24 protein-coding genes are annotated in these 21,227 nt (G+C 58.6%); 11 read left to right on the plus strand and 13 right to left on the minus strand.

The window, feature by feature from the left end:
• Positions 1–102: 102 nt before the first annotated feature.
• A complete protein-coding gene (locus JL015_RS12340) occupies positions 103–405 on the plus strand; it encodes a hypothetical protein (RefSeq protein WP_236249420.1) in 303 nt (100 codons plus the stop codon).
• A 257-nt stretch (positions 406–662) separates the two neighbouring features.
• Here JL015_RS12340 and JL015_RS12345 read toward each other — a convergent pair whose 3' ends face one another.
• The 8 genes from JL015_RS12345 to exaC form a co-directional block, all read right to left on the minus strand.
• Positions 663–1,394, minus strand: coding sequence for a LexA family transcriptional regulator (locus JL015_RS12345; protein ID WP_200994476.1), 732 nt, complete (start codon positions 1,392–1,394; stop codon positions 663–665).
• A 345-nt stretch (positions 1,395–1,739) separates the two neighbouring features.
• Positions 1,740–2,267 carry an inorganic diphosphatase gene (gene ppa, locus JL015_RS12350; RefSeq protein ID WP_201018648.1) on the minus strand — a complete coding sequence of 176 codons (528 nt, stop codon included), beginning with the start codon at positions 2,265–2,267 and terminating at the stop codon, positions 1,740–1,742.
• 104 nt (positions 2,268–2,371) lie between these two features.
• A complete protein-coding gene (locus tag JL015_RS12355) occupies positions 2,372–3,184 on the minus strand; it encodes a M90 family metallopeptidase (RefSeq protein WP_201018649.1) in 813 nt (270 codons plus the stop codon).
• A 3-nt stretch (positions 3,185–3,187) separates the two neighbouring features.
• Entirely contained in the window at positions 3,188–3,835 is a 648-nt protein-coding gene (locus tag JL015_RS12360; protein ID WP_201018650.1) for a DedA family protein, read from the minus strand.
• Between the two features lie 265 nt (positions 3,836–4,100).
• Entirely contained in the window at positions 4,101–4,553 is a 453-nt protein-coding gene (locus tag JL015_RS12365) for a GNAT family N-acetyltransferase (protein WP_201007065.1), read from the minus strand.
• An 84-nt stretch (positions 4,554–4,637) separates the two neighbouring features.
• A complete protein-coding gene (eutC, locus tag JL015_RS12370; RefSeq protein ID WP_201018651.1) occupies positions 4,638–5,477 on the minus strand; it encodes an ethanolamine ammonia-lyase subunit EutC in 840 nt (279 codons plus the stop codon).
• Positions 5,474–6,868, minus strand: coding sequence for an ethanolamine ammonia-lyase subunit EutB (locus tag JL015_RS12375; RefSeq protein ID WP_201018652.1), 1,395 nt, complete (start codon positions 6,866–6,868; stop codon positions 5,474–5,476). The genes eutC and JL015_RS12375 overlap by 4 nt, the downstream gene beginning before the upstream one ends.
• Before the next feature lie 274 nt (positions 6,869–7,142).
• Positions 7,143–8,663 (minus strand): acetaldehyde dehydrogenase ExaC, encoded by a 1,521-nt coding sequence (gene exaC, locus JL015_RS12380; protein WP_201007069.1) that lies wholly within the window; start codon positions 8,661–8,663, stop codon positions 7,143–7,145.
• A gap of 192 nt (positions 8,664–8,855) precedes the next feature.
• Here exaC and mpl point away from each other — a divergent pair, with 192 nt between their 5' ends.
• Genes mpl through JL015_RS12395 form a run of 3 tightly spaced genes read left to right on the plus strand, consistent with a single transcriptional unit; the run spans position 8,856 to position 11,108 of the window.
• On the plus strand, positions 8,856–10,205 hold the full coding sequence (gene mpl, locus JL015_RS12385; RefSeq protein ID WP_201018653.1) for a UDP-N-acetylmuramate:L-alanyl-gamma-D-glutamyl-meso-diaminopimelate ligase: 1,350 nt from the start codon (positions 8,856–8,858) through the stop codon (positions 10,203–10,205).
• Positions 10,202–10,831: a flavin prenyltransferase UbiX gene (gene ubiX, locus JL015_RS12390; protein WP_122369842.1), complete on the plus strand. Its 630-nt coding sequence runs from the start codon at positions 10,202–10,204 to the stop codon at positions 10,829–10,831. The genes mpl and ubiX overlap by 4 nt, the downstream gene beginning before the upstream one ends.
• A complete protein-coding gene (locus JL015_RS12395) occupies positions 10,824–11,108 on the plus strand; it encodes a YceK/YidQ family lipoprotein (protein ID WP_201018654.1) in 285 nt (94 codons plus the stop codon). Before ubiX ends, JL015_RS12395 begins: the two co-directional genes overlap by 8 nt.
• Before the next feature lie 65 nt (positions 11,109–11,173).
• Here JL015_RS12395 and JL015_RS12400 read toward each other — a convergent pair whose 3' ends face one another.
• The 3 genes from JL015_RS12400 to JL015_RS12410 all read right to left on the minus strand — a co-directional run bounded on the left by JL015_RS12400 (position 11,174) and on the right by JL015_RS12410 (position 14,151).
• The gene (locus JL015_RS12400; protein WP_201018655.1) at positions 11,174–11,815 is read right to left on the minus strand and encodes an oxidoreductase; all 642 of its coding nucleotides are present in this window, start codon (positions 11,813–11,815) and stop codon (positions 11,174–11,176) included.
• A 27-nt stretch (positions 11,816–11,842) separates the two neighbouring features.
• Positions 11,843–13,567, minus strand: a complete 1,725-nt coding sequence (locus JL015_RS12405; RefSeq protein WP_201018656.1) for a C13 family peptidase — start codon at positions 13,565–13,567, stop codon at positions 11,843–11,845.
• Between the two features lie 128 nt (positions 13,568–13,695).
• Complete coding sequence (locus JL015_RS12410; protein WP_201018657.1) at positions 13,696–14,151, minus strand: MaoC family dehydratase; 456 nt, start codon at positions 14,149–14,151, stop codon at positions 13,696–13,698.
• A 207-nt stretch (positions 14,152–14,358) separates the two neighbouring features.
• Here JL015_RS12410 and JL015_RS12415 point away from each other — a divergent pair, with 207 nt between their 5' ends.
• The 3 genes from JL015_RS12415 to JL015_RS12425 are packed head-to-tail and all read left to right on the plus strand — an operon-like array spanning position 14,359 to position 16,037.
• Positions 14,359–14,721 carry a CidA/LrgA family protein gene (locus JL015_RS12415; protein WP_201018658.1) on the plus strand — a complete coding sequence of 121 codons (363 nt, stop codon included), beginning with the start codon at positions 14,359–14,361 and terminating at the stop codon, positions 14,719–14,721.
• 2 nt (positions 14,722–14,723) lie between these two features.
• Positions 14,724–15,434: an LrgB family protein gene (locus tag JL015_RS12420; protein WP_201018803.1), complete on the plus strand. Its 711-nt coding sequence runs from the start codon at positions 14,724–14,726 to the stop codon at positions 15,432–15,434.
• 12 nt (positions 15,435–15,446) lie between these two features.
• On the plus strand, positions 15,447–16,037 hold the full coding sequence (locus tag JL015_RS12425; protein ID WP_201018659.1) for an LON peptidase substrate-binding domain-containing protein: 591 nt from the start codon (positions 15,447–15,449) through the stop codon (positions 16,035–16,037).
• A 37-nt stretch (positions 16,038–16,074) separates the two neighbouring features.
• Here JL015_RS12425 and JL015_RS12430 read toward each other — a convergent pair whose 3' ends face one another.
• On the minus strand, positions 16,075–17,391 hold the full coding sequence (locus tag JL015_RS12430) for a bifunctional DedA family/phosphatase PAP2 family protein (protein ID WP_201018660.1): 1,317 nt from the start codon (positions 17,389–17,391) through the stop codon (positions 16,075–16,077).
• Positions 17,392–17,394: 3 nt separating this feature from the next.
• Entirely contained in the window at positions 17,395–18,066 is a 672-nt protein-coding gene (locus tag JL015_RS12435) for a DNA-3-methyladenine glycosylase (RefSeq protein ID WP_201018661.1), read from the minus strand.
• A gap of 274 nt (positions 18,067–18,340) precedes the next feature.
• On the opposite strand from JL015_RS12435, the gene JL015_RS12440 reads away from it, so the two are divergent.
• From JL015_RS12440 to rlmH, 4 genes are read left to right on the plus strand one after another with little or no spacing between them, the layout of a single operon-like run.
• Positions 18,341–19,612, plus strand: coding sequence for a glutamate-5-semialdehyde dehydrogenase (locus tag JL015_RS12440; RefSeq protein ID WP_201018662.1), 1,272 nt, complete (start codon positions 18,341–18,343; stop codon positions 19,610–19,612).
• A gap of 22 nt (positions 19,613–19,634) precedes the next feature.
• Positions 19,635–20,294, plus strand: a complete 660-nt coding sequence (nadD, locus tag JL015_RS12445; protein WP_201007140.1) for a nicotinate-nucleotide adenylyltransferase — start codon at positions 19,635–19,637, stop codon at positions 20,292–20,294.
• Positions 20,295–20,354: 60 nt separating this feature from the next.
• Complete coding sequence (gene rsfS, locus JL015_RS12450) at positions 20,355–20,741, plus strand: ribosome silencing factor (protein ID WP_201007093.1); 387 nt, start codon at positions 20,355–20,357, stop codon at positions 20,739–20,741.
• A 9-nt stretch (positions 20,742–20,750) separates the two neighbouring features.
• Positions 20,751–21,218 (plus strand): 23S rRNA (pseudouridine(1915)-N(3))-methyltransferase RlmH, encoded by a 468-nt coding sequence (rlmH, locus tag JL015_RS12455; protein WP_025261972.1) that lies wholly within the window; start codon positions 20,751–20,753, stop codon positions 21,216–21,218.
• The last annotated feature ends 9 nt before the right edge of the window (positions 21,219–21,227 follow it).

Here is a 21,227-nt window from a genome sequence, read left to right on the forward strand (position 1 = left end):
CCGGCCACCTGAATAAACCTGATTTGGGATTATCCCAAAATGGGTTTTTGGTTTAAGCTTCTGCCTCTAGGGATATGCACGTATGGGTGCAAGGGAGTCAGTATGAAAAACAAGAAACCACAACTGTTGTCTCGCAAGCCTCGCAGGCTCAGATCCTCAACCCTTTCGGCGCGTCAGGTCATGACCAGGCAGCAAGTCGTCAGTGCCATGTATGCCTACCTGATGAACAGTTGGGAAGAGTTGCCTGAGCAGAACAAGCGTGCGCTGGGTTTTGATTTTGTCGTGGGTGGTGAAGGGGAAGAGGAAGCGCTGAATCACTTGGCGCGGTTGTTCATGGAGTATGCGGAGATTTCGTTTCGCCGAGCTTTGTCCGCCCGACGCAGGCGCCTGGGAATCATTGACTGACTTTTCACAAGCAAATAAAAAGCCGGCTTGTGGCCGGCTTCTCGGGGACGGTCTTGGTTTATTTTTGGTAAACCGCAATCGCCTTCAACAGGTGCATCCGCAAGGGATGCTAAAGAGGTAACAAGCCGAACGTGTCGTTCGCCTTGTGTGGCAAGGGCCGCGCTGGGCAGCCTGTGCCGAATGGTGGCCACAGGATACTGATGTTTTGCGCCAATGCCCAGTCTTGAAACACATTCTCACTGTGTAAATACGGATACTCAGCGCAGCAGCATGGCGTTTCGGCGGCTGTTGAGGGTGGACCACCAGAATATCCAGCCCAGGATGCGGATGTTTTCCCGCTCGATTTCTTCGGCGCTGAAGAGTTCGTCCGGGTATTCGCTGTTGTTGTGGCTGCGCAGGCGCAGGCCGCCGTTGGGCAGGCGGTAGAGGTATCTGACGCGCAGGATGCCGCCGTGTTCGAGGGCGTACATTTCGCCGTCGATGACTTGGGTAAGGTCGCGGTTGACGCCCAGCAGTGAGCCGTCCTGGATCTTGTCGGCCATGCTGTTGCCGATCATGGCGACGCACATGGTGTTCTTGGGGTCGATGTTCATGGTTTGCAGCACGTGCATGGGCAAACGTATTTTTTGTCCGGGCGCTTCGGCCAGTACGGTCTTGCCGATGCTGTTGGTGGATTCGATTTCCTTGTAGATCTGAATTTCCACATCGCCGCGCAGCAGGCTTCGTCCTTGGTGAAGCGTAATCGGGGTGTCGCCGCCATTGTTCTCGTTGGCGGAGTCTGTCGGGTGTTTGGGGCCTTCGCCGGTGCGCAGCCAGCGGGGGTTGACGGTCAGTAGTTCAGCCACCTCTTCCAGCCGCGCCATGGGTACGCCGCGTTTGAACCAGTTGTTCACGTGCTGGGGCGTGACTTTGCGGTTGGCTGCAAAGTCCGTCGCAGAAAGATGGCACTCCCGCAGGAGGATGCGTAGTCGATCACCTGATGTATTCATGAAGCCGAGTTTACGGCGCTCGCGAATCCGTTTAAATGAACGGGGTGTTCAAATACTGCTGTTCCCTTATTACTTACGGTTAGCGACCTACAGGTGCAACAGTTGTTATGTAGGCATGTTCCGCAATCCGTTTATTTGAAATAAACGCTGTGTTCTGCTTTAAACCGATTGTGCCGGGCTCACGTTTTGTTTATCGCGTTTTAAATGATGAATGTATTTTTATACGTTTGTTTATTGATGATGTTCTGGAGGATTTGCGAGGCGGGAGGAGCGAGGAGGGCGAAGCGTTTTGCAGAAGGTGTCCGGAACACCCGGTCAGGTGTTCCGGAACGGAGAACCGGGTGATCAGCCTTTGTAGGCTGCAACCGATTTCAGGATCTCGGCGCGGGCTGCGTCAGCATTGCCCCAACCATCGATCTTCACCCATTTACCTTTTTCGAGATCCTTGTAGTTCTCGAAGAAGTGCTTGATCTGTTCCAGCAGCAGGGCTGGCAGGTCGGTGTACTCTTTCACGTCGACGTACAGCTGGGACAGCTTGTCGTGTGGTACTGCGATAACCTTGGCATCGCCGCCGCCGTCGTCGGTCATGTTCAGGATACCGACCGGGCGAGCGCGGATGACCGAACCTGGAGCAACCGGGTATGGAGTAACAACCAGCACGTCGAGGGGGTCGCCGTCGTCAGCCAGGGTGTTGGGGATGAAACCGTAGTTGGCCGGGTAGAACATCGGGGTGGCCATGAAGCGGTCAACGAACAGGCAATCGGATTCTTTGTCGATTTCGTATTTGATCGGCGCGTGGTTGGCCGGGATTTCGATAGCGACGTAGATGTCGTTCGGCAGGTCTTTACCAGCCGGAATCTTGCTGTAGCTCATTGGGTTTTGCCCCCGTAGTTGACCAGACAGATATTGGCATTAACGCCAAAAAGTGGGCCGGATTATAGGCATATTCTGTTGATGTTGACACGCACCGCGTTGGATCAGTGCTGGCTTTGACTGGCCGTGTCGCCCTTTTGCAGGGCTTGCAGCCGGGCCAGGGTGTCCTGGCGGTAAAAAGCCTTCAGTTGCTCATAGACCTCGGGATAGGTGCCATACAGCAGGTCGGGCGCGCTGAAAAAGTACTCGCTGGTCACCGCGAAGAATTCGGCAGGGTCTTCGGCGGCGTAAGGGTCGATGACCGTTTCGATGTCTGGATCGTTGTCCAGTTGCCGGTTGAGATCGTCGTAGGCGTTTTGCATGACTCTGGCCCACTCGCTGATGCGCATGTCTGCGTGCAGCGGCGGCAGGCCGTTGGCATCGCCATTGAGCATGTCGAGTTTGTGCGCCAGTTCGTGGATGACCAGGTTATAGGCATCCCAGTCGCCACTGGACAGCACGCCCGGCCAGGCCAGAATCACCGGGCCCTGTTGCCAGGCTTCTCCGCTGTGCTCGCCATCCCATTCATGTTCGATACCGCTGGCATCGCGGTGCCGTTGCGGGCTGATGAAGTCGCCGGGGTACAGGACGATTTCGTGAAAACCCTGATACCAGTTCAGATCCCCGAGGTTGAGCAGCGGTAACTGTGCCTGGGCCGCGAGGAACAACCGTTGTTCGTCATCCAGTTTGACACCCGGCAACGCCGTCAGGTGTTTGGCTTGCAGAAACAGCACGCAGGCCTCGCGCAGCGCCTGTTCCTGTGCCTCGCTCAAACCGTCCAGGATCGGCAGCCGCTGGCGCACCCGTAGCCAAACTTCGGGTGCGACCGGGTTTTTAGCCAGCGTGCGCTGTCTGCGCCAATTGCTGAACGACCACATGGCTCAGCGGGCGTCTGCCGAGCGGCCCATGCGGCTGCGTATCAGGCCGATGACCATGGGCAGCAGGGACATCAGAATGATCACCAGCACCAGCAATGTCAGGTTCTTTTTGATAAAGGGCACATTGCCGAAATAGACCCCAAGCGTTACCAGGCTGCCTACCCACAGGATCGAGCCCAGCACGCTGAAACTCAGGAAGCGCAGGTAGTTCATCCGGCCGACGCCCGCGACGAAAGGCGCGAACGTACGAATGATCGGCAGGAAGCGCGCCAGTGTGACTGTCTTGCCGCCATGGCGTGCATAGAATTCCTGGGTGCGGATCAGATAGTCGCGGCGGAAGATTTTCGAGTCTGGATTGCTGAACAGCTTCTCTCCGGCGGTTCGCCCGATGATGTAGTTGGTGCTGTCGCCCAATATGGCTGCCAGCATCAACAGCCCTCCCAACAGAACCGGGTCCATGCCGCCACCGGCAGCCACTGCGCCTGCGATGAACAGCAGCGAGTCGCCTGGCAGGAAGGGCATGATGACCAGCCCCGTCTCACAGAAAATCACCAGGAACAGGATGGCGTAGATCCAGGTGCCGTAGTTGGCTACCAGCAGGTCGAGATACACATCGAGGTGCAGGATGAGGTCGAGGGGGTTGAAATCCATTGGAATACCTGAGGCCAGACCCTTGGAACAGGGCACGTGCGGAAGAAACTACTGTGCAGTACGCGCGGCATTATAGAGGGATAAACATGGCAACAGGTTTTTCGCGACTGAAGTCGCTCCTACGGATTAATGCTAATCACTCAAGCCACAAACAAGACTTGTGGGAGGCAGCTTGCTGGCGACAAAGGCCTGAAAACCGGCAGATATTCTGCGTCTGTACGCTGAAGTCGCCAGCAAGCTGCCTCCCACAAAGTGATTTATGACCTTAGTTGATCGGTAATACGTAGTTCTTGAACTGGGTATCTTCCTTGAAACCAATGGACTCATAGACCTTGTGTGCCACTTCGTTGTCGCTGCTGGTGGACACGCGCATGCGTACGGCCTGGGTTTCCTTGGCCATCTGTTTGGCATGCTTCATCAGATGGTCCGCGACCAGCTGGCGACGGGAGTCTTCGGCCACATAGATGTCGTTGAGAATCCACACACGCTTGAGCGACAGCGACGAGAAGCTTGGGTAGAGCTGGCAGAAGCCCAGCACTTTGTTGTCGTCATCCTTGGCCAGTGCCAGGTAGATCACCGATTCATCGCGGCGCAAACGCTTTTCCAGAAAATCGCGGGATGAGTCCGGGAACGGCAACTCGCCATAAAACTCGCGATATTTGATGAACAGCGGGCAGAGCAGGTCCAGGTGTTCAAGAGTTGCTTTTATGATCCGCATGATTGGGCCTCAACTTCACTATGGGCGAATGCAGTGTGCTCGGGCGACGGTTCGATGCTGCCGACTGGCTTTAGAAAGCGCAATCTAAAGCGGCTCAACCGGGCCTGCGAGCAGGAAGTTACCCTTGTTATCGGCTGCGTTATCCGATTCCACAGTCTTCAATTCGGCTTCATCCTTGAGGTTCACCCCCGAAACCTGTCGCCGGCAGGCTTCACGCATCAGATAAAGCAAGCGATGAGCCGCCATTGCGTAACTCAGGCCTTCCAGTCTCACATTGGAGATGCAGTTGCGATGGGCGTCGTTCAGGCCAACCTTGGGCGCATAGGTGAAATATAGACCCAGACTGTCCGGGGAGCTGAGGCCCGGGCGTTCGCCGATCAGGATCACCACCATCTTTGCGCCAAGCAGTTCACCGATTTCGTCGGCGATGGCGACACGGCCTTGCTCCACCATAACCACTGGAGACAGCGTCCAGCCTTCGGCGGAGGCCTGTTCTTCCATGCGCGCCAGAAACGGTACGGTATGGCGATGAACGGCCAGCGACGACAGACCATCGGCAACCACCACGGCCAGATCGACCCCACCGGGATGAGCAGCAGCGTAATCCTTTAACTGCAGAGCCGAGTCTTCGTTCAGGCGTCGTCCCAGGTCCGGGCGTTGCAAGTAACTGTGGCGGTCTGCGGCGGCGCTGTGTACCAGCAGCGTTTCACGGCCTTTTTCCGCCAGTTGTGCGCTTAGCCCTGCATGATCAAAGGGCAAATGCACGGCATCCCGTGCCTGGGCGTGGGCGAACTGAAAGTCCAGTTGTGCGTTGGTCGGCAGGCTGGTGCCGGTGCGGCCCAGTGCAATGCGCGCCGGGGTCAGGCGGCGCAATTCCAGCCATGGGTTGGGAAGTGTGTCGTCGGTCATGGAGAGGTCACTCATGCCAGGTGCGCCAGAGCCTGGCGAAAGGCCGGTGGCAGGCTGTCGCCAAAGCGCACATGGCCATCGGCCTGGGTGAAGATGCCCATTTTTTCCAGCCAGGCCTCGTATTCGGGGGCCGGGCGCAAGCCTAGGCTCTGCCGCGCATAGAGCGCGTCATGGAAAGAAGTGGTCTGGTAATTGAGCATGATGTCGTCCGAGCCGGGGATGCCCATGATGAAGTTGATCCCCGCCACGCCCAGCAGGGTCAGCAAGGTGTCCATGTCGTCCTGATCGGCTTCGGCGTGGTTGGTGTAGCAGATATCGCAGCCCATGGGCACGCCCAGCAGCTTGCCGCAAAAGTGGTCTTCGAGCCCGGCGCGGATGATCTGTTTGCCGTTGTACAGGTATTCCGGGCCAATGAAGCCGACCACTGTGTTGACCAGAAACGGGTTGAAATGCCGGGCCACTGCGTAGGCGCGGGTTTCGCAGGTCTGTTGGTCCACGCCATGGTGAGCGTTGGCCGACAGCGCGCTGCCTTGTCCTGTCTCGAAATACATCAGGTTCTGCCCGAGTGTTCCGCGATTGAGGCTCAGGCCCGCTTCGTAGCCTTCCTGCAAAAGTTTCAGGTTGATCCCGAAGCTGGCGTTGGCGGCCTCGGTGCCGGTGATGGATTGAAAAACCAGATCGACCGGTACGCCGCGGTTGATCACTTCAATGGAGGTGGTGACATGGGTCAGCACGCAGGACTGGGTCGGGATTTCATAACGCTGGATGATCGCATCCAGCATTTCCAGCAGCGCGACGATGGACGAGGTGCTGTCGGTGGCCGGATTGATGCCGATCATGGCGTCGCCGTTGCCGTACAGCAGGCCGTCCAGCACACTGGCCGCAATGCCCGATGGCTCGTCGGTCGGATGATTGGGTTGCAGCCGCGTCGACAGGCGTCCGCGCAGGCCTACGGTGTTGCGAAAGCGTGTCACGACGCGAATCTTTTGCGCGACCAGCACCAGATCCTGTACACGCATGATTTTCGAGACCGCTGCGGCCATCTCCGGCGTCAGGCCGGGAGCCAGAGTGCGCAGGCTGGTTTCGTCGGCCTTGTCGCTGAGCAGCCAGTCACGAAATCCACCCACGGTCAGGTGGCTGACCGGTGCAAAGGCCACCGTGTCATGGGTGTCGATGATAAGGCGGGTAACTTCGTCTTTTTCGTAAGGGATCAGCGCTTCTTCAAGGAAGTGCTTGAGAGGAATATTGGCCAGCGCCATTTGTGCGGCGACTCGCTCTCCATCGTTTTGCGCTGCAACCCCGGCCAGAAAATCGCCGGAGCGGGCAGGACTGGCTTTTGCCATGACGTCCTTGAGGCTGTCGAAACGGTACGTCAGCGCACCGATAGCCTGGGAAAAGCTTGCCATACAGATTCTCCATGACGTCCCGCCGTTGGCGTCGGACGTAGTCTTTCGGTCAAACCGGTGACGTTCCGGTTCAAGCGACTGTGGGAAGCGATGTAAGCAATTAATACTCCATAGTGAATGGAAGTGCGAATTTGCGGGGTGTGGCTGGAGGATTTTGCGGGTGTTGCTTCAAGGTGGAGCGCCGGGATTCGGGAGAATGCCCGGCGTTGGTGCGCTGTTCGCGGATGAATCCCACACGGTCTGCGCAGGAGCGAATTCATTCGCGAACAACCAATCAGAAGAAGCCCAGCGGATTGGTGTCGTAGCTCACCAGCAGGTTCTTGGTCTGCTGATAATGCTCCAGCGCCACTTTATGGGTCTCGCGGCCTACGCCTGACTTCTTGTAACCACCGAACGCCGCATGCGCCGGATACAGGTGGTAGCAGTTGGTCCAGACGCGACCGGCCTTGATGGCGCGGCCTACGCGGTAAGCGCGGTTGATGTCGCGGGTCCATACGCCGGCACCCAGGCCGAACTCGGTGTCGTTGGCAATGGCCAGGGCTTCGGCTTCGTCCTTGAAGGTCGTGACGCTGACCACCGGGCCGAAGATTTCTTCCTGGAAGACGCGCATCTTGTTGTTGCCTTTAAGCAGTGTCGGCTGGATGTAGTAACCGGTCGCCAGGTCGCCCTCCAGTTTTTCCACCTTGCCGCCGGTCAGCAGCTCCGCGCCTTCGGATTGAGCAATCTCCAGGTACGAGAGAATCTTGTCGAATTGCTGCTGCGAAGCCTGCGCGCCGACCATGGTGTCGGTATCCAGCGGGTCGCCGCGTTTGATCTTCAGGACTTTCTTCAACACCGCTTCCATGAACTGCGGGTAGATGGATTCCTGAACCAGCGCACGGGAAGGGCAGGTGCAGACTTCGCCCTGATTGAAGAACGCCAACACTACGCCTTCTGCGGCCTTCTCGATGAACTCAGGCTCGGCGCTCATGATGTCTTCAAAGAAGATGTTCGGTGACTTGCCGCCCAGCTCCACGGTGGACGGAATGATGTTGTCAGCCGCCAGTTTCATGATGTGCGAGCCCACGGGTGTGGAACCGGTAAAGGCGATCTTGGCGATGCGCTTGCTGCTGGCCAGCGCTTCACCGGCTTCGCGGCCATAACCCTGGACGATGTTCAGTACGCCGGGTGGCAGCAGGTCGCCGATCAGTTCGACCAGAACGCTGATGCCCAGTGGCGTCTGTTCGGCGGGCTTGAGTACGACGCAGTTGCCGGCGGCCAGGGCTGGCGCGAGTTTCCAGGCAGCCATCAGGATCGGGAAGTTCCACGGAATGATCTGGCCGACTACGCCCAGCGGCTCGTGGATGTGATACGCAACGGTATTGCCGTCGATTTCTGCTGCGCTGCCTTCTTGCGCGCGCAGGACGCCCGCGAAGTAGCGGAAGTGGTCGACGGCCAGCGGGATGTCGGCGTTCAGGGTTTCACGAACTGCCTTGCCGTTGTCCCAGGTTTCGGTGATGGCCAGCTTTTCGAGGTTGGCTTCGATGCGATCTGCGATTTTCAGCAGGGTCAGCGAACGTTCCTGTACGGAGGTCGTGCCCCAGCCCGGCGCGGCAGCGTGGGCGGCGTCCAGCGCCTTGTCGATATCCTCGGCGGTGGAGCGGGGGAATTCAGCAATGGGTTTGCCGGTGATGGGCGAGGTGTTGGTGAAGTATTGGCCTTTGACCGGTGCGACAAATTCGCCGCCGATGTAGTTACCGTAGCGCTCCTTGAAGTTGATGAGCGCGCCTTCGGTACCTGGATGTGCGTAACGCATGGTGAAGTCTCCTGATTCTTGTTGTGGGGAGTTCAGCGTGGTCAAACCTGTGGCAGAGAGTAGCCAAGAGTAGGCCATTTAGCTCCGGTTCGGGAATGAACTTTAGCCGTAGGCTTTCGCTGTACCGGACAAAGACCGGGTGCCATTTGAGCGGTCCTGAGCTAACCTGCGCGGATGTTATAAGAGGTCATCATGCATATTCATATCCTTGGTATCTGCGGCACGTTCATGGGCTCGCTGGCGGTACTCGCCAAAGAGCTGGGGCATCGCGTCACGGGCTCCGACGCCAACGTCTACCCGCCGATGAGTACCCAGCTGGAAGCTCAGGGCATTGAGTTGACTCAGGGCTATGACCCGGCACAACTCGATCCGGCACCGGACCTGGTGGTGATCGGCAATGCGCTGTCGCGTGGTAACCCAGCGGTCGAGTATGTGCTGAATAAAGGTTTGCCTTATGTTTCCGGCCCTCAGTGGCTGGCGGATCACGTATTGCAAGGTCGCTGGGTGCTGGCAGTTGCCGGCACTCACGGCAAGACGACCACCAGCAGCATGCTGGCCTGGGTGCTGGAACACGCGGGCATGAGCCCCGGTTTCCTGATCGGCGGCATTCCGCAGAACTTCGCGGTGTCGGCGCGTCTGGGCGGTACGCCGTTCTTCGTGGTCGAAGCTGACGAATACGACAGCGCCTTCTTCGACAAGCGCTCCAAGTTCGTCCATTACCGCCCGCGTACCGCGATCCTCAATAACCTTGAGTTCGATCACGCCGATATCTTCCCGGATCTTCCGGCCATCGAGCGGCAGTTCCACCATCTGGTGCGCACCATCCCGAGCGAAGGTCTGGTGATTCACCCAACGACCGAGCCAGCCTTGCAGCGGGTCATTGAAATGGGCTGCTGGACGCCGGTGCAAACCACCGGGCAGGACGGCCAATGGCAGGCGCGTCTGTTGAGTGAAGACGGTTCGCGCTTTGAAGTGCTGTTCGATGGTCAGCCTCAAGGCGTGGTCGAGTGGGGAATGACCGGGCAGCACAACGTTGCCAATGCCTTGGCGACTCTGGCAGCGGCCCGGCATGTCGGTGTAGTGCCTGCGCAGGGTGTCGAGGCGTTGAGTGCATTCAAGAGCGTCAAGCGCCGCATGGAGAAAGTCGCGGAGGTACGCGGCATCACTATCTATGACGACTTCGCACATCATCCGACGGCTATCGCCACCACCCTTGATGGCCTGCGCAAGAAAGTCGGTGATGCTCCGGTTATCGCGATTATCGAACCTCGCTCCAACTCCATGAAGCTCGGCGCGCATCGCGATGGCTTGCCGGAAAGCGTGCAGCAGGCCGATCAGGTGGTCTGGTATGCACCGGCCAACCTGGGCTGGGATCTGGCTGCGACCGCTGCACAATGTTCGGTGCCTTCGATCGTCAGCGATTCCCTCGAGGGGATCATCGAGCGAGTCAAAAGCCAGGCTCAGCCCGGCACTCATGTGGTCATCATGAGCAACGGCGGCTTTGGCGGCCTGCATGGCAAACTGGCCGAGGCCCTGAAATGAGCGGCCCCGAACGCATTACTCTGGCCATGACCGGAGCTTCGGGTGCCCAGTACGGTTTGCGCCTGCTGGATTGTCTGGTTCGTGAAGACCGGGAAGTCCACTTCCTGATCTCCAAGGCCGCGCAATTGGTGATGGCGACTGAAACCGACGTCAGGTTGCCGCCCAAGCCTGCGATGATGCAGGCCTTTCTGACCGAGTACACCGGCGCGACTGCCGGGCAGATTCGTGTCTATGGCCGCGATGACTGGATGTCGCCCGTGGCCTCGGGCTCGGGCTCGCCTAGCGCCATGGTGGTGGTGCCGTGTTCGACTGGCTCTCTGTCGGCCATTGCCAGCGGAGCCTGCAACAACCTGATCGAACGTGCGGCGGATGTCACCTTGAAGGAGCGCCGCCAGTTGATTCTGGTGCCGCGTGAGGCGCCATTTTCCAGCATTCATCTGGAGAACATGCTCAAACTGTCGAACATGGGCGCGGTGATTCTTCCAGCGTCTCCCGGTTTCTATCATCAGCCGCAGACCATCGACGATCTGGTGGATTTCGTGGTCGCACGAATTCTCAATCTGTTGAATATCCCGCAGGACATGCTGCCGCGCTGGGGTGAGCATCATGTGGGGAGCGATGAGTAAGATCCTGCTGATTGCACTGGCGCTGCTCATGACCGGCTGTGCCACGGTCAGGACGCTGGATGCGGCCCAGCCGGGCGCGCCTGTCGTGTATGCCGGTACGCGACTTGATCTGTATGCGATGCAGGGTGGTTGCTGCGAGAAGGATCGCTTCGGCGCCGAAGCGCCCGAGTATCCGGCCCTGGATTTACCCGCCAGTGCGTTGATCGACACCTTGTTGCTGCCGTTGTCGGTGCTGACAGCACTGGGAGTGGGTTATCAGGCTCATGGCGGGTTGTGATTTTTCGCGAATGAATTTGCTCCTTCACACCCCTTAGGAGCGAATTCATTCGCGAACACCTCAGTTTATTTCCCCAATTTACGCAACTCATCCGACTCCACAATCCGAACGCCATCCTGTTCTTCCAGCGCCAGCCGCCACATGGCGCGGGCCAGATTGCAGGCTTCGATAGCGCCGTATTTGCCGGGGAGTAATTTGGCAATCGGTGCCGCGAGCTGTTCGGCCCAGCGGGTTTCCGTACGATTGCCCACCAGCAGGGCCGGGCGTGCGATGGTCAGTTGTGGCCAGTCTTGCGCCCTCAGGGCTTCTTCCATTTCACCCTTGGTGCGGTTGTAGAACACACTGGACCGGGCATCGGCACCGATGGCGCTGATCACCAGAAAATGCCGCGCCCCCAGTTCGCGAGCGCGTTCGGCCACGGTCAGTACCAGATTCAGGTCGATGGCGCGGAAGGCCTCCTGCGAACCTGCCTGTTTGATGGTGGTGCCCAGGCAGCAGAAGGCAATGTCCACTTTGCCGTCGAGGGTGGGTAGAAGGCTGTCCAGTTCGCCCACCGGGTTTTCCAGGTGTGGGTGGGTGGCCAATGGGCGGCGTGTCGGGGCCAGCACACGGCTGACGGTGGGTTCATTGAGCAGGCGATCCAGCAAATGTTCGCCTGTGAGTCCGGTTGCCCCTGCAAGCAGGATGTGTTGCGGCGTCAAGTACATAGTGTTTCTCCCTTGATACTGAATAGCCTAGCGGCTAGTGGAGGTCTTCGCTTCCTTGCGGTTCAACGTCGTATTCAGCGCTCGTTCTGCCTGATTCTTGCGTAACAGTTGCCAGCGGGCAATGACCCCCTTGGGTGCCCATATCTGTGGTTCCGAAGCCTCGAAATCATCTTCGATTTCACGTTGCGCGACATACGCTTTTGCATCGTTGAAAGCTTGTTGCAGGTCATCGGTTTCGACCAGTGCCCTGGCAAATAGTGCATCACCGAAATAGGTGAAGTCGGCTTCCTCCGAGCAACCGAACGATACGCGGTCAGCTCGTGAGGCAGTCATGACCAGCGTTCGTTCGTCCTTGAGGTCCGGGATGAATCCGCCCGAATAGCAGGCGGAAATCACGATGACCTTGTCCCGATTTTTCAGCGGTACCAGTGCGGCAGCCAATGCATCGGCTGGCAGATCGGCCAGCGACAGGCGCGGTTGGTCGAGCACCAGTTCGTGATCCTGAGTGCCATGGCTGGTCAGATAAATGAACACCAGGTCTTCCGGGCCACTGCGTTGTGCCAGTGTCTGGGCGGCACGGCTGATGGATTCCCGGGTTGCGAGGGGGCGGTCGTTCATGTGGTCGCGGTGATTGACCAGGCTGATTTGCCCGGATGCACCAAACCTTGAGGCCAGCAGGTTGCTGACGTAATCGGCCTCACGCATGAACACGCTTTGCTTGCCGTCACCGGCCACCACCAGGCTGTACAGTTCCAGGCTGGGCGTCGAGGCGGGCACGGCGGCCAGTGCTTTATCCAGTAACGGGCCTTGGGCGAGCAGACCGGCCTCCAGCGGATCGGGCAGCAACGTGCCTTGGGCGTCGCGTATCCGCTGGCCGTTGGCCCAGACACCGCGCAGCTTGACACCGTCGGCGGAGGTCAGCACACCCGGGCCTTGATAGGTGTCATTGGCGAAGTGGCCGACATAGCTGCTGCCATCGGCCAGTTGCAGATGACCTTCGCCGGAGAATTGCCAATTGTTGAACTGGCCTTGATAGCGGCTGCCGTCCGAGCCGATCAGTTCACCTTTGCCGCTCAGCGCTCCTTCCTTGAACTGGCCGTTCCAGATATCGCCGTCACTGTTCTCGTAGCGACCCATGCCGTCCAGCTGGTTGTTGCGAAAGCCGCCGATATAGTGATCGCCATCGGTGCTTGTGAAGCTGCCGTTACCCTGAAGCTGGCCGTTGACGAATTTGCCGCTGAACTGGTTGCCGCTGGCGTCGGTGCGCACGCCTTCGCCATTGGGTTTGCCCTGAGCGAACTGGCCCTGGAACTGGCTGCCGTCTTCAAGCTCAAGGCGTCCGGGGCCGTCGTATTGACCTGCCTTGAAGTGGCCTCTGTAGAGCAGGCCTTTTTCCTGCCAGGTTCCTTCGCCATCCCGGCGCCCAAGTTTGAAGCCGCCGACGTAATTTCCTCCAGCGGTGATCAGCTTGCCCTGGCCATGGAACAGTCCGTGCTCGAACAGGCCTTTATAGACGTCGCCATTACTGGCATGCCATTCGCCTCGACCATGGCGCTGGCCATTCTCGAACTGGCCAGCGTACCAACTGCCATTGGGGTAATCGATGCGGCCCTCGCCCTGAAGCCGGCCATTGACCAGATCGCCACGATAGCGCCCGCCGTCGGGCAGCAGGCCATCGGGAGGCAACAGGGATTCGCTATCGCCGCAGCCAGCGATCAGGAGAGTCAGAGCCAGAGGAGCAAGCGCGCGCATTTAAGATCCCAAGAGAGTTATTCCGTGACTCTGCTTGAGCAGATGTTCTTGTCACACCGGTGGGAGTATGCCGCAGCGAGTAAGAGGGGTGAAACAGTCTGTTACGACTGTTTCATGTTTCATGGGTGCTACACAAAACACAGGGACAAAGGTTCAGCGATAAAGGCCGGTTTTTCCTGACCTTCGATTTCCAGGGTGGTCGTGGCCTTGAGCAGCCATTGCCCCGGTTTTTTCTCCGTGACTTCCGTCAGCTCGACTTTCAGCCGAACCCGTGAATCGACCTTCACCGGTTGAATGAAGCGCACGCTGTCCAGGCCATAGTTGACCACCATTTTCAGGCCTTCGGGCATGACCAGCAGGTCGCCCATCAGTTTGGGAATCAACGAGAGCGAGAGCAGCCCGTGTGCGATGGTGCTGCCGAAAGGAGTCTGTGCTGCCTTGACGGGATCGACGTGGATGAACTGGAAATCGCCGGTGGCTTCCGCGAACAGGTTGATGCGTTCCTGGTCGATGGTCAGCCATTCGGAACGTCCCAGTTCCTTGCCGATGTAGTTCTTGAGCTCTGTAGCAGGTACAAAAGGCATATCACTCTCCTTGATCTTCGGTTTTGCTTGCAGCTTGCAGTCCATACCCGTGCGGGACATTGTCTGCGGGCGCGTGACAAGATCAGCAGAGGGTTGCCGGTTGGTCAAGTGACTCCTTGTGTACGAATACCTGTCCATAGCCTTGAACGCAGCGTGTTTATAATGGCGCCGTGAGTTCACCGGGTTCATTTATCTTCTGGAGTTCCCATGCTGTTACGGGGTCTGACATGGCTGGTGCTGTTCCAATTGCTGGGGACGGCGCTCAATCATCTGTTCTTGTCGATACTGCCGGGGCCGATCATTGGTCTGGTTTTCATGATCGCGTACCTGATCTGGCGCGGTGAAGTAAGTGAGCCGATCAGTGTGGCTGCCAGCAGTCTGCTGCGTTATCTGCCTTTGCTGCTGGTGCCGCCCGCCGTTGGCGTGATGGTTTATGCCTCGGCCATTGCCGAGGACTTCTGGGCCATCTTTGGCACCCTGTCCGTGTCGCTGATCATTTCGCTGACTTTTGTCGGTTGGTTGATGCAGAAGCTTATCGAGCGTCAGGCACGCCGCCAGGAGCGCTCATGAGTCTGGATTGGCATGGGGCCTGGATGTCGGTGATTCATCACCCTCTGTTTGGCATCGCTATCACATTGGGTGCTTATCAACTGGCGATGGCTGCTTATGAGAAAACCCGCTGGTTGTTCCTGCAACCTGTGCTTGTCTCGATGGTTGTAGTGATCGGCATCCTGTTCAGTTGTGGTCTGGATTACGCCGAATACCGTAAAAGCACAGAGATTCTGGGCATTCTTCTGGGGCCGGCCACGGTCGCCCTGGCGGTGCCGCTTTATCTGAATCTACGGCGGATTCGTCAGTTGTTATGGCCAACCTTAACTACGCTGGTGATTGGTGGTGTTTTTGCCACCGGCTTGTGCTTGTCGTTGGGTTGGTTGCTGGGTGCCGATCACATGATCCTGATGACCATGGCGCCCAAGTCGGTTACTTCTCCGATTGCCATGCTGGTTGCTGAGCAGATCGGTGGTGTCGCAGCGCTGGCGGCGGTGTTTGTCTTGATCACTGGCGTGTTCGGCGCCATTTTCGGTCCTGGCCTGTTGTCACTGGCTGGCGTTGATAATCACGCAGCACGTGGCATGGCGCTGGGGCTTACCGCTCATGCGGTGGGAACCTCACTGGCTCTGCAGGAAGGCGAGGAGGCAGGCGCCTTTGCTGCATTGGCAATGAGCCTGATGGGTGTTGCAACAGCATTGTTTCTGCCATTGGCCGTGTCTTTGGCTGTTTAAGGGTACTTATTTATGACGTTGCCGCTGTTTCCGCTTAATGCTGTGCTGTTTCCGGGATGCGTGCTCGATCTGCAATTGTTCGAGGCGCGTTATCTGGACATGGTTAGCCGTTGCATGAAGCAAGGCGAAGGGTTCGGTGTGGTGTGCATCACTCATGGCAGCGAGATCGGTGTGGCGCCCGAGGGCTATTCGTTGATCGGCTGTGAAGCGCAGGTCACGGACTTTCAGCAGCAGGACAACGGCCTGCTGGGGATTCGTGTCGTCGGCGGTCGGCGTTTCAGAGTCATCAATGCCACTGTGCAGCGGGACCAATTGTTGATAGCCGATGTCCAGTGGCTGGACGAGCAGCAGGAGCGGCCATTGCAGGAGGAAGATGCCGATCTGGTGGCCTTGCTCGAAGCGCTGGGCGAGCACCCGATGGTCGCGTCCCTTAACATGGGGCTTGAGGCCAGTGGTCAGCAATCGTTGGCCAATCAGCTGGCTTACCTGCTGCCCTTCACTGAGCAGGACAAGATCGAACTGCTGGAAATCGACGATCCCGAAGAGCGCCTGGATGCGATCCAGGAGCTGCTCGACGAGATGCAAGGCGATTTACAGGCCTGATGTTGTAGAAGCGAATTCATTCGCGAAAGCCACTACCTCAATACTGATATCGCAATGTCGCATGGGCCAATGCATTGACTGCAAACAGGCCCAGCAGACCGGTTATGGCCGGTACGATCAGCCACCATACTTTTGCCGACATGGCTGGCAACGGCGTCTGATGCTGGATGAGGGTCAGGCTTGCGGCACAGATACAGAACGCCAGCATCATCCCGGCCAGGATATCCGTCGGCCAATGTACCCCCAGATAAACCCGTGACAAGGCAATGGCCAGCGCTGGAACCCCGCCCAGCAGCAGCCAGGTCAGGCGCAGCCTGATCGGTTGTCCACGTCCGGCCAGTACCGCCAGTGTCATGAACAGCGCAAACGCAGCCGAGCTATGTCCGCTGGGCATGCTGTAGGTGGTCAGAGGGTCGAGCAGTACGTCCGGACGGGCGCGGCCAAAAAACGTTTTGAGCGTGCCGTTCGCCACGGCTGTGCCCAGTGTTGTGGCGAGTGCGAAGGCGGCGTGGCGCCATTGCCGGGCTATCAGCAGAACAATGATCAGCAGTGCTGCAGCGAGCAGTTGGGCTTTGAAGTCGCCAATGCTGGTGACCAGCAGGACGATATTCTGGGCCGTCGCGCTGCGATGCTCCTGGACAAGCGTCATCAGGCCCTGGTCAAAATGGTTCAGGTACGGCCAGCCGATCAGCAGTCCGGCCAGCATCAGCACGCTCAACAAGGCAATCACCTTGGTCGCATGGCGCTGCTTGCGGATGCTGCTTTGAATGCTCAGCCCGAACAGAATGGCCAGGCCCGCGCCAATGAATGCGGCTTCGCTCCAGAAACCCTCAGGCAATGGCAGGCGAATGGCCGCGCCTGCTGCCCAGCCCGGCATCAGGTAAACGATCGACCAACCAGCGGCTGCGATGATGCTGACGATGGCAAAGCGCGGGAAGGGCATGTCGAACATGCCCGCAATCATGGGCAGCATCGGGCGCAACGGACCGATGAAGCGACCCACCAGCAGGCTGGCGATGCCGTAGCGATGGAAGTAGGTTTCTGCGCCCGTCAGCCATTCCGGGTGCTGACGCAGGCCGGGTAACTGGCGGATATTCTGATGGAAGTGCTTGCCGATGAAGTACGACACTGCATCGCCCAGCAGGCCCCCGAGAAAACCCAGCAGCAGCACTTCGCTCAACGACAGAATGCCGCTGCCCGCCAGTGCTGCGATGGCGAACATCAGAACAGTGCCTGGCACGACGATCCCGGCAATCGCGACACACTCGATGAATGCCACCACGAATATCGCTATCGCTACCCACGACGGGTTCGCGGTCAACCAGCCAGTAATGCCATCGAGCAGTTCGCCCATGGATCAGTTTCCTTGAGGGATTAGAAAATAGTCGCGGCCTTCGACCTGACCGCGACGTAGTGGGTTCCGCGTGCAGAAGCGGGCGTATTCGGCATCGACGAAGCGGTACATCAGGTGCTCGTCGCGGCCATGGGGAATACCCAGGCGAGTGGTTTGAACGATGAGCTTCGGCGTCTGGCCAATGTCTTCGACAAGCAGCTTTTGCGGATCGAAGCGCCTGGCGTCCCAGACCGGCACTTTCAGGCCCATGGCCTTGCACAGCAGCGTCTGGCCTGCGCACAACCGCTCCGGTGCGCGAAAGGCGCCGCTGGCATCCGGGTTGTTCAATTGCATCTGTGCCAGGGCATTGGCATCACTGAGTTCATCGACCCAGGCAAAGCCGGACTTGATCAACACGGCATTGCCTGGCCCTTCGGCGCTGAAGTTCAGCGAGTCTCCGCCACGGGCGTAATACATGTAGATGTGCCCGCCATCCAGAAACAGCGCCTTGCGTTTTTCGGTGTAGCCCAGCGAGGCATGGCTGCCTTTTTCGGCGCAGTAATAGGCTTCGGTTTCAATGATGCGCGCTGCCAGCCACAGCTCACCGACCTTGTGCCGGATGACCTTGCCCAGAAGATCGCGGGCCAGGACCTGGGCATCTCGATGGAAAAAGCTGTCGGCAAGAGCAACGGGCATAGGCGGACACATGAAGTGAGAGGGCGCAGATCATAACAAGCGCTGTCTTAAATGCAGCTGAATGTACCTTGAAGGCCAACTTTGTTGTTTCTGGAAATGACAAAAGTGCAGGTTTACTCGCAATCTTTCATCGTGAAGGGCCGTATGAGGGTGAAATAAGCCCGACATGGTCATTTTTTGCACTGTTATCGACCATCCGCCTGTCTGCGCTGTCGTTCGTGCGGCGTGACAGCTATAATCGGCCGCTTTCTTATCTGCCAAGACCTCTGAGACCATGAGTGAGTCCGTTCTTGACTACATGACCCGCCTGGGTCGCGCCGCCCGCGAAGCTTCGCGAGTGATCGGTCGTGCCAGCACTGCGCAGAAGAACCGCGCTCTGCAGGCCATTGCCGCCGCTCTGGACGAAGCCCGCGCCGAGTTGTCCGCCGCCAACGAGCTTGACCTGAACGCAGGTCGCGCCAATGGCCTGGCTCCCGCCATGCTCGAACGCCTGGCCCTGACCCCCGCACGTATCGACAGCATGATCGTCGGGTTGCGTCAGGTTGCCAGTCTGCCGGACCCGGTTGGTGCAATTCGCGACATGAGTTATCGGCCTTCGGGGATTCAGGTCGGCAAGATGCGTGTGCCGCTGGGCGTTGTCGGAATCATCTATGAGTCGCGCCCGAACGTGACCATCGATGCCGCGAGCCTGTGCCTCAAGTCCGGGAACGCGACCATCCTGCGCGGTGGCTCCGAGGCCATTCACTCCAACCGTGCGGTGGCTGCCTGCATCCAGCGCGGTCTGGCCGAGTCCGGTCTGCCTTCGGGTGTGGTGCAAGTTGTCGAAACGACAGACCGCGATGCCGTGGGCGCGCTGATCACCATGCCCGAGTATGTGGACGTCATCGTGCCTCGTGGCGGCAAGGGGCTGGTGGAGCGTGTCAGCCGTGACGCCCGTGTGCCGGTCATCAAGCATCTGGACGGCATCTGCCATGTGTATGTCAGTGCCTATGCTGATTTGCCAAAGGCTCAGAACATCGCCTTCAATGCCAAGACCTATCGTTATGGCATCTGCGGCTCGATGGAAACCCTGCTGGTGGATCAGGCCGTGGCTGCCGAGTTCCTGCCTGCAATGGCTGCCCGCTTCCATGAAAAGGGCGTCGAGTTGCGTGGCTGTGAGCGCACCCGCGAACTGATCGATGCGATTCCTGCGACCGAAGAAGACTGGCACACCGAATATCTGGCGGCGATTCTGTCGATTCGTGTGGTAACCGGTCTGGACGAAGCCATCGAGCATATCAACCACTATGGTTCGCATCACAGCGATGCCATCGTTTCCGAGCAGCAGGGCCAGATTCGCCGTTTCATGGCGGAAGTCGACTCCAGTTCGGTGATGATCAATGCTCCGACCTGTTTCGCGGATGGCTTCGAGTACGGTCTGGGTGCAGAGATCGGCATTTCTACTGATAAGCTGCATGCCCGTGGCCCTGTCGGCCTGGAAGGCCTGACCTGCGAGAAATACATCGTGATCGGTGACGGTCAATTGCGTGGCCAGGAGCCTGCCTGACTTGAGCGAGCCCGTAGCAGCCTTGCCCAGACGTATCGGCATGCTGGGGGGAACGTTCGACCCGGTACATATAGGTCATTTGCGCGGCGCACTGGAAGTGGCCGAGCTGCTTGAACTCGATGAGTTGCGCCTGACGCCCAGCGCCAGGCCGCCACATCGCGACATGCCGAGTGTGACTGCACAGGATCGTCTTGCGATGGTCCGGTGTGCGGTGGCCGGTGTGTCACCCTTGACGGTGGATGACCGTGAGCTGAAACGGGATAAACCGTCGTACACCATCGACACTCTGGAATCGATGCGGGCCGAACTGGCCGCAGAGGACCAGCTGTTTCTGTTGTTGGGCTGGGATGCCTTTTGCGGGCTGCCCACCTGGTATCGGTGGGAAGAACTGCTGGAGCACTGCCATATCGTGGTGCTGCAACGCCCGGACGCCGACAGCGAGTCGCCTGATGCCATGCGCAACCTGCTGGCGGCACGCGCAGTCAGCGATCCGAAGGCCCTGAAAGGGCCGGGTGGACACATTACATTCGTCTGGCAGACGCCGTTGTCGGTGTCTGCCACCCAGATCCGTCAACTGCTGGCCAGCGGTAAGTCGGTACGTTTTCTGGTGCCAGACGCGGTACTGGCCTATATCGATGTGCACAGGCTTTACTGTGCGCCGAACACTGATGGGACGCTCTGAAACTGCTTTTATAGATAAGCGTTTGGGCGTTTCCACACATATGAGCTGAATGAGTTTTTTATGACAAAGCAAAAACTGAGTAGTGAAGAAGTCGTAGCACTGGCAACGGCTGCACTGGAAGACGTCAAAGGTTCGGACATTCTGGCACTCGACGTGCGCGACAAGACCAGCATCGCTGATTACATGCTGATCTGCACCGGTACTTCCAACCGCCAGCTCAACGCGCTGGTTGATAACGTTCGCGAGAAGGTCAAGGCTGCCGGCCTGATGCCGCTGAGCGAAGAAGGCAAGGGCGACAGCGACTGGGTTCTGCTGGATCTGGGTGATGTCGTCGTTCACGTGATGACCGCTGCTGCACGCCAGTTCTATGACCTGGAGCGTCTGTGGCAAGGTGCCGAGCAGAGCCGTGCAGCCAGCGCTGCGCACCACACTCCGGGCCACGAATAAGGCATCGCTGTGCGTCTGCGCCTGATCGCCGTTGGTTCGCGTATGCCCAAGTGGGTGGAAGAGGGTTGGCATGAGTACGCCAAGCGTCTTCCTTCCGAACTTGCGCTTGAACTCGTGGAAATTCCGCTCAATACCCGTGGCAAGAACGCCGACGTGGCACGCCTGATCCGTCAGGAAGGTGAAGCCATGCTGGCCAAGGTGCAACCGGGTGAGAGGATCGTCACGCTTGAAGTGCAGGGCAAACCCTGGAGCACCGAACAGCTGGCGAGCGAGCTTGACCGCTGGCGTCTGGATTCGCGCACGGTAAACCTCATGGTCGGAGGGCCGGAAGGTCTTGCTCCAGAGGTTTGCGCACGCAGCGAGCAGCGTTGGTCGCTGTCACCACTGACCTTGCCGCACCCGCTGGTGCGTATCCTGATCGGTGAGCAGATATATCGCGCCTGGACAGTTCTGTCCGGGCACCCTTATCACAAGTAGCATTGCCTT

The organism is Pseudomonas cichorii, from assembly GCF_015471405.1.
Taxonomy (GTDB): Bacteria; Pseudomonadota; Gammaproteobacteria; order Pseudomonadales; family Pseudomonadaceae; genus Aquipseudomonas; species Aquipseudomonas serbiensis.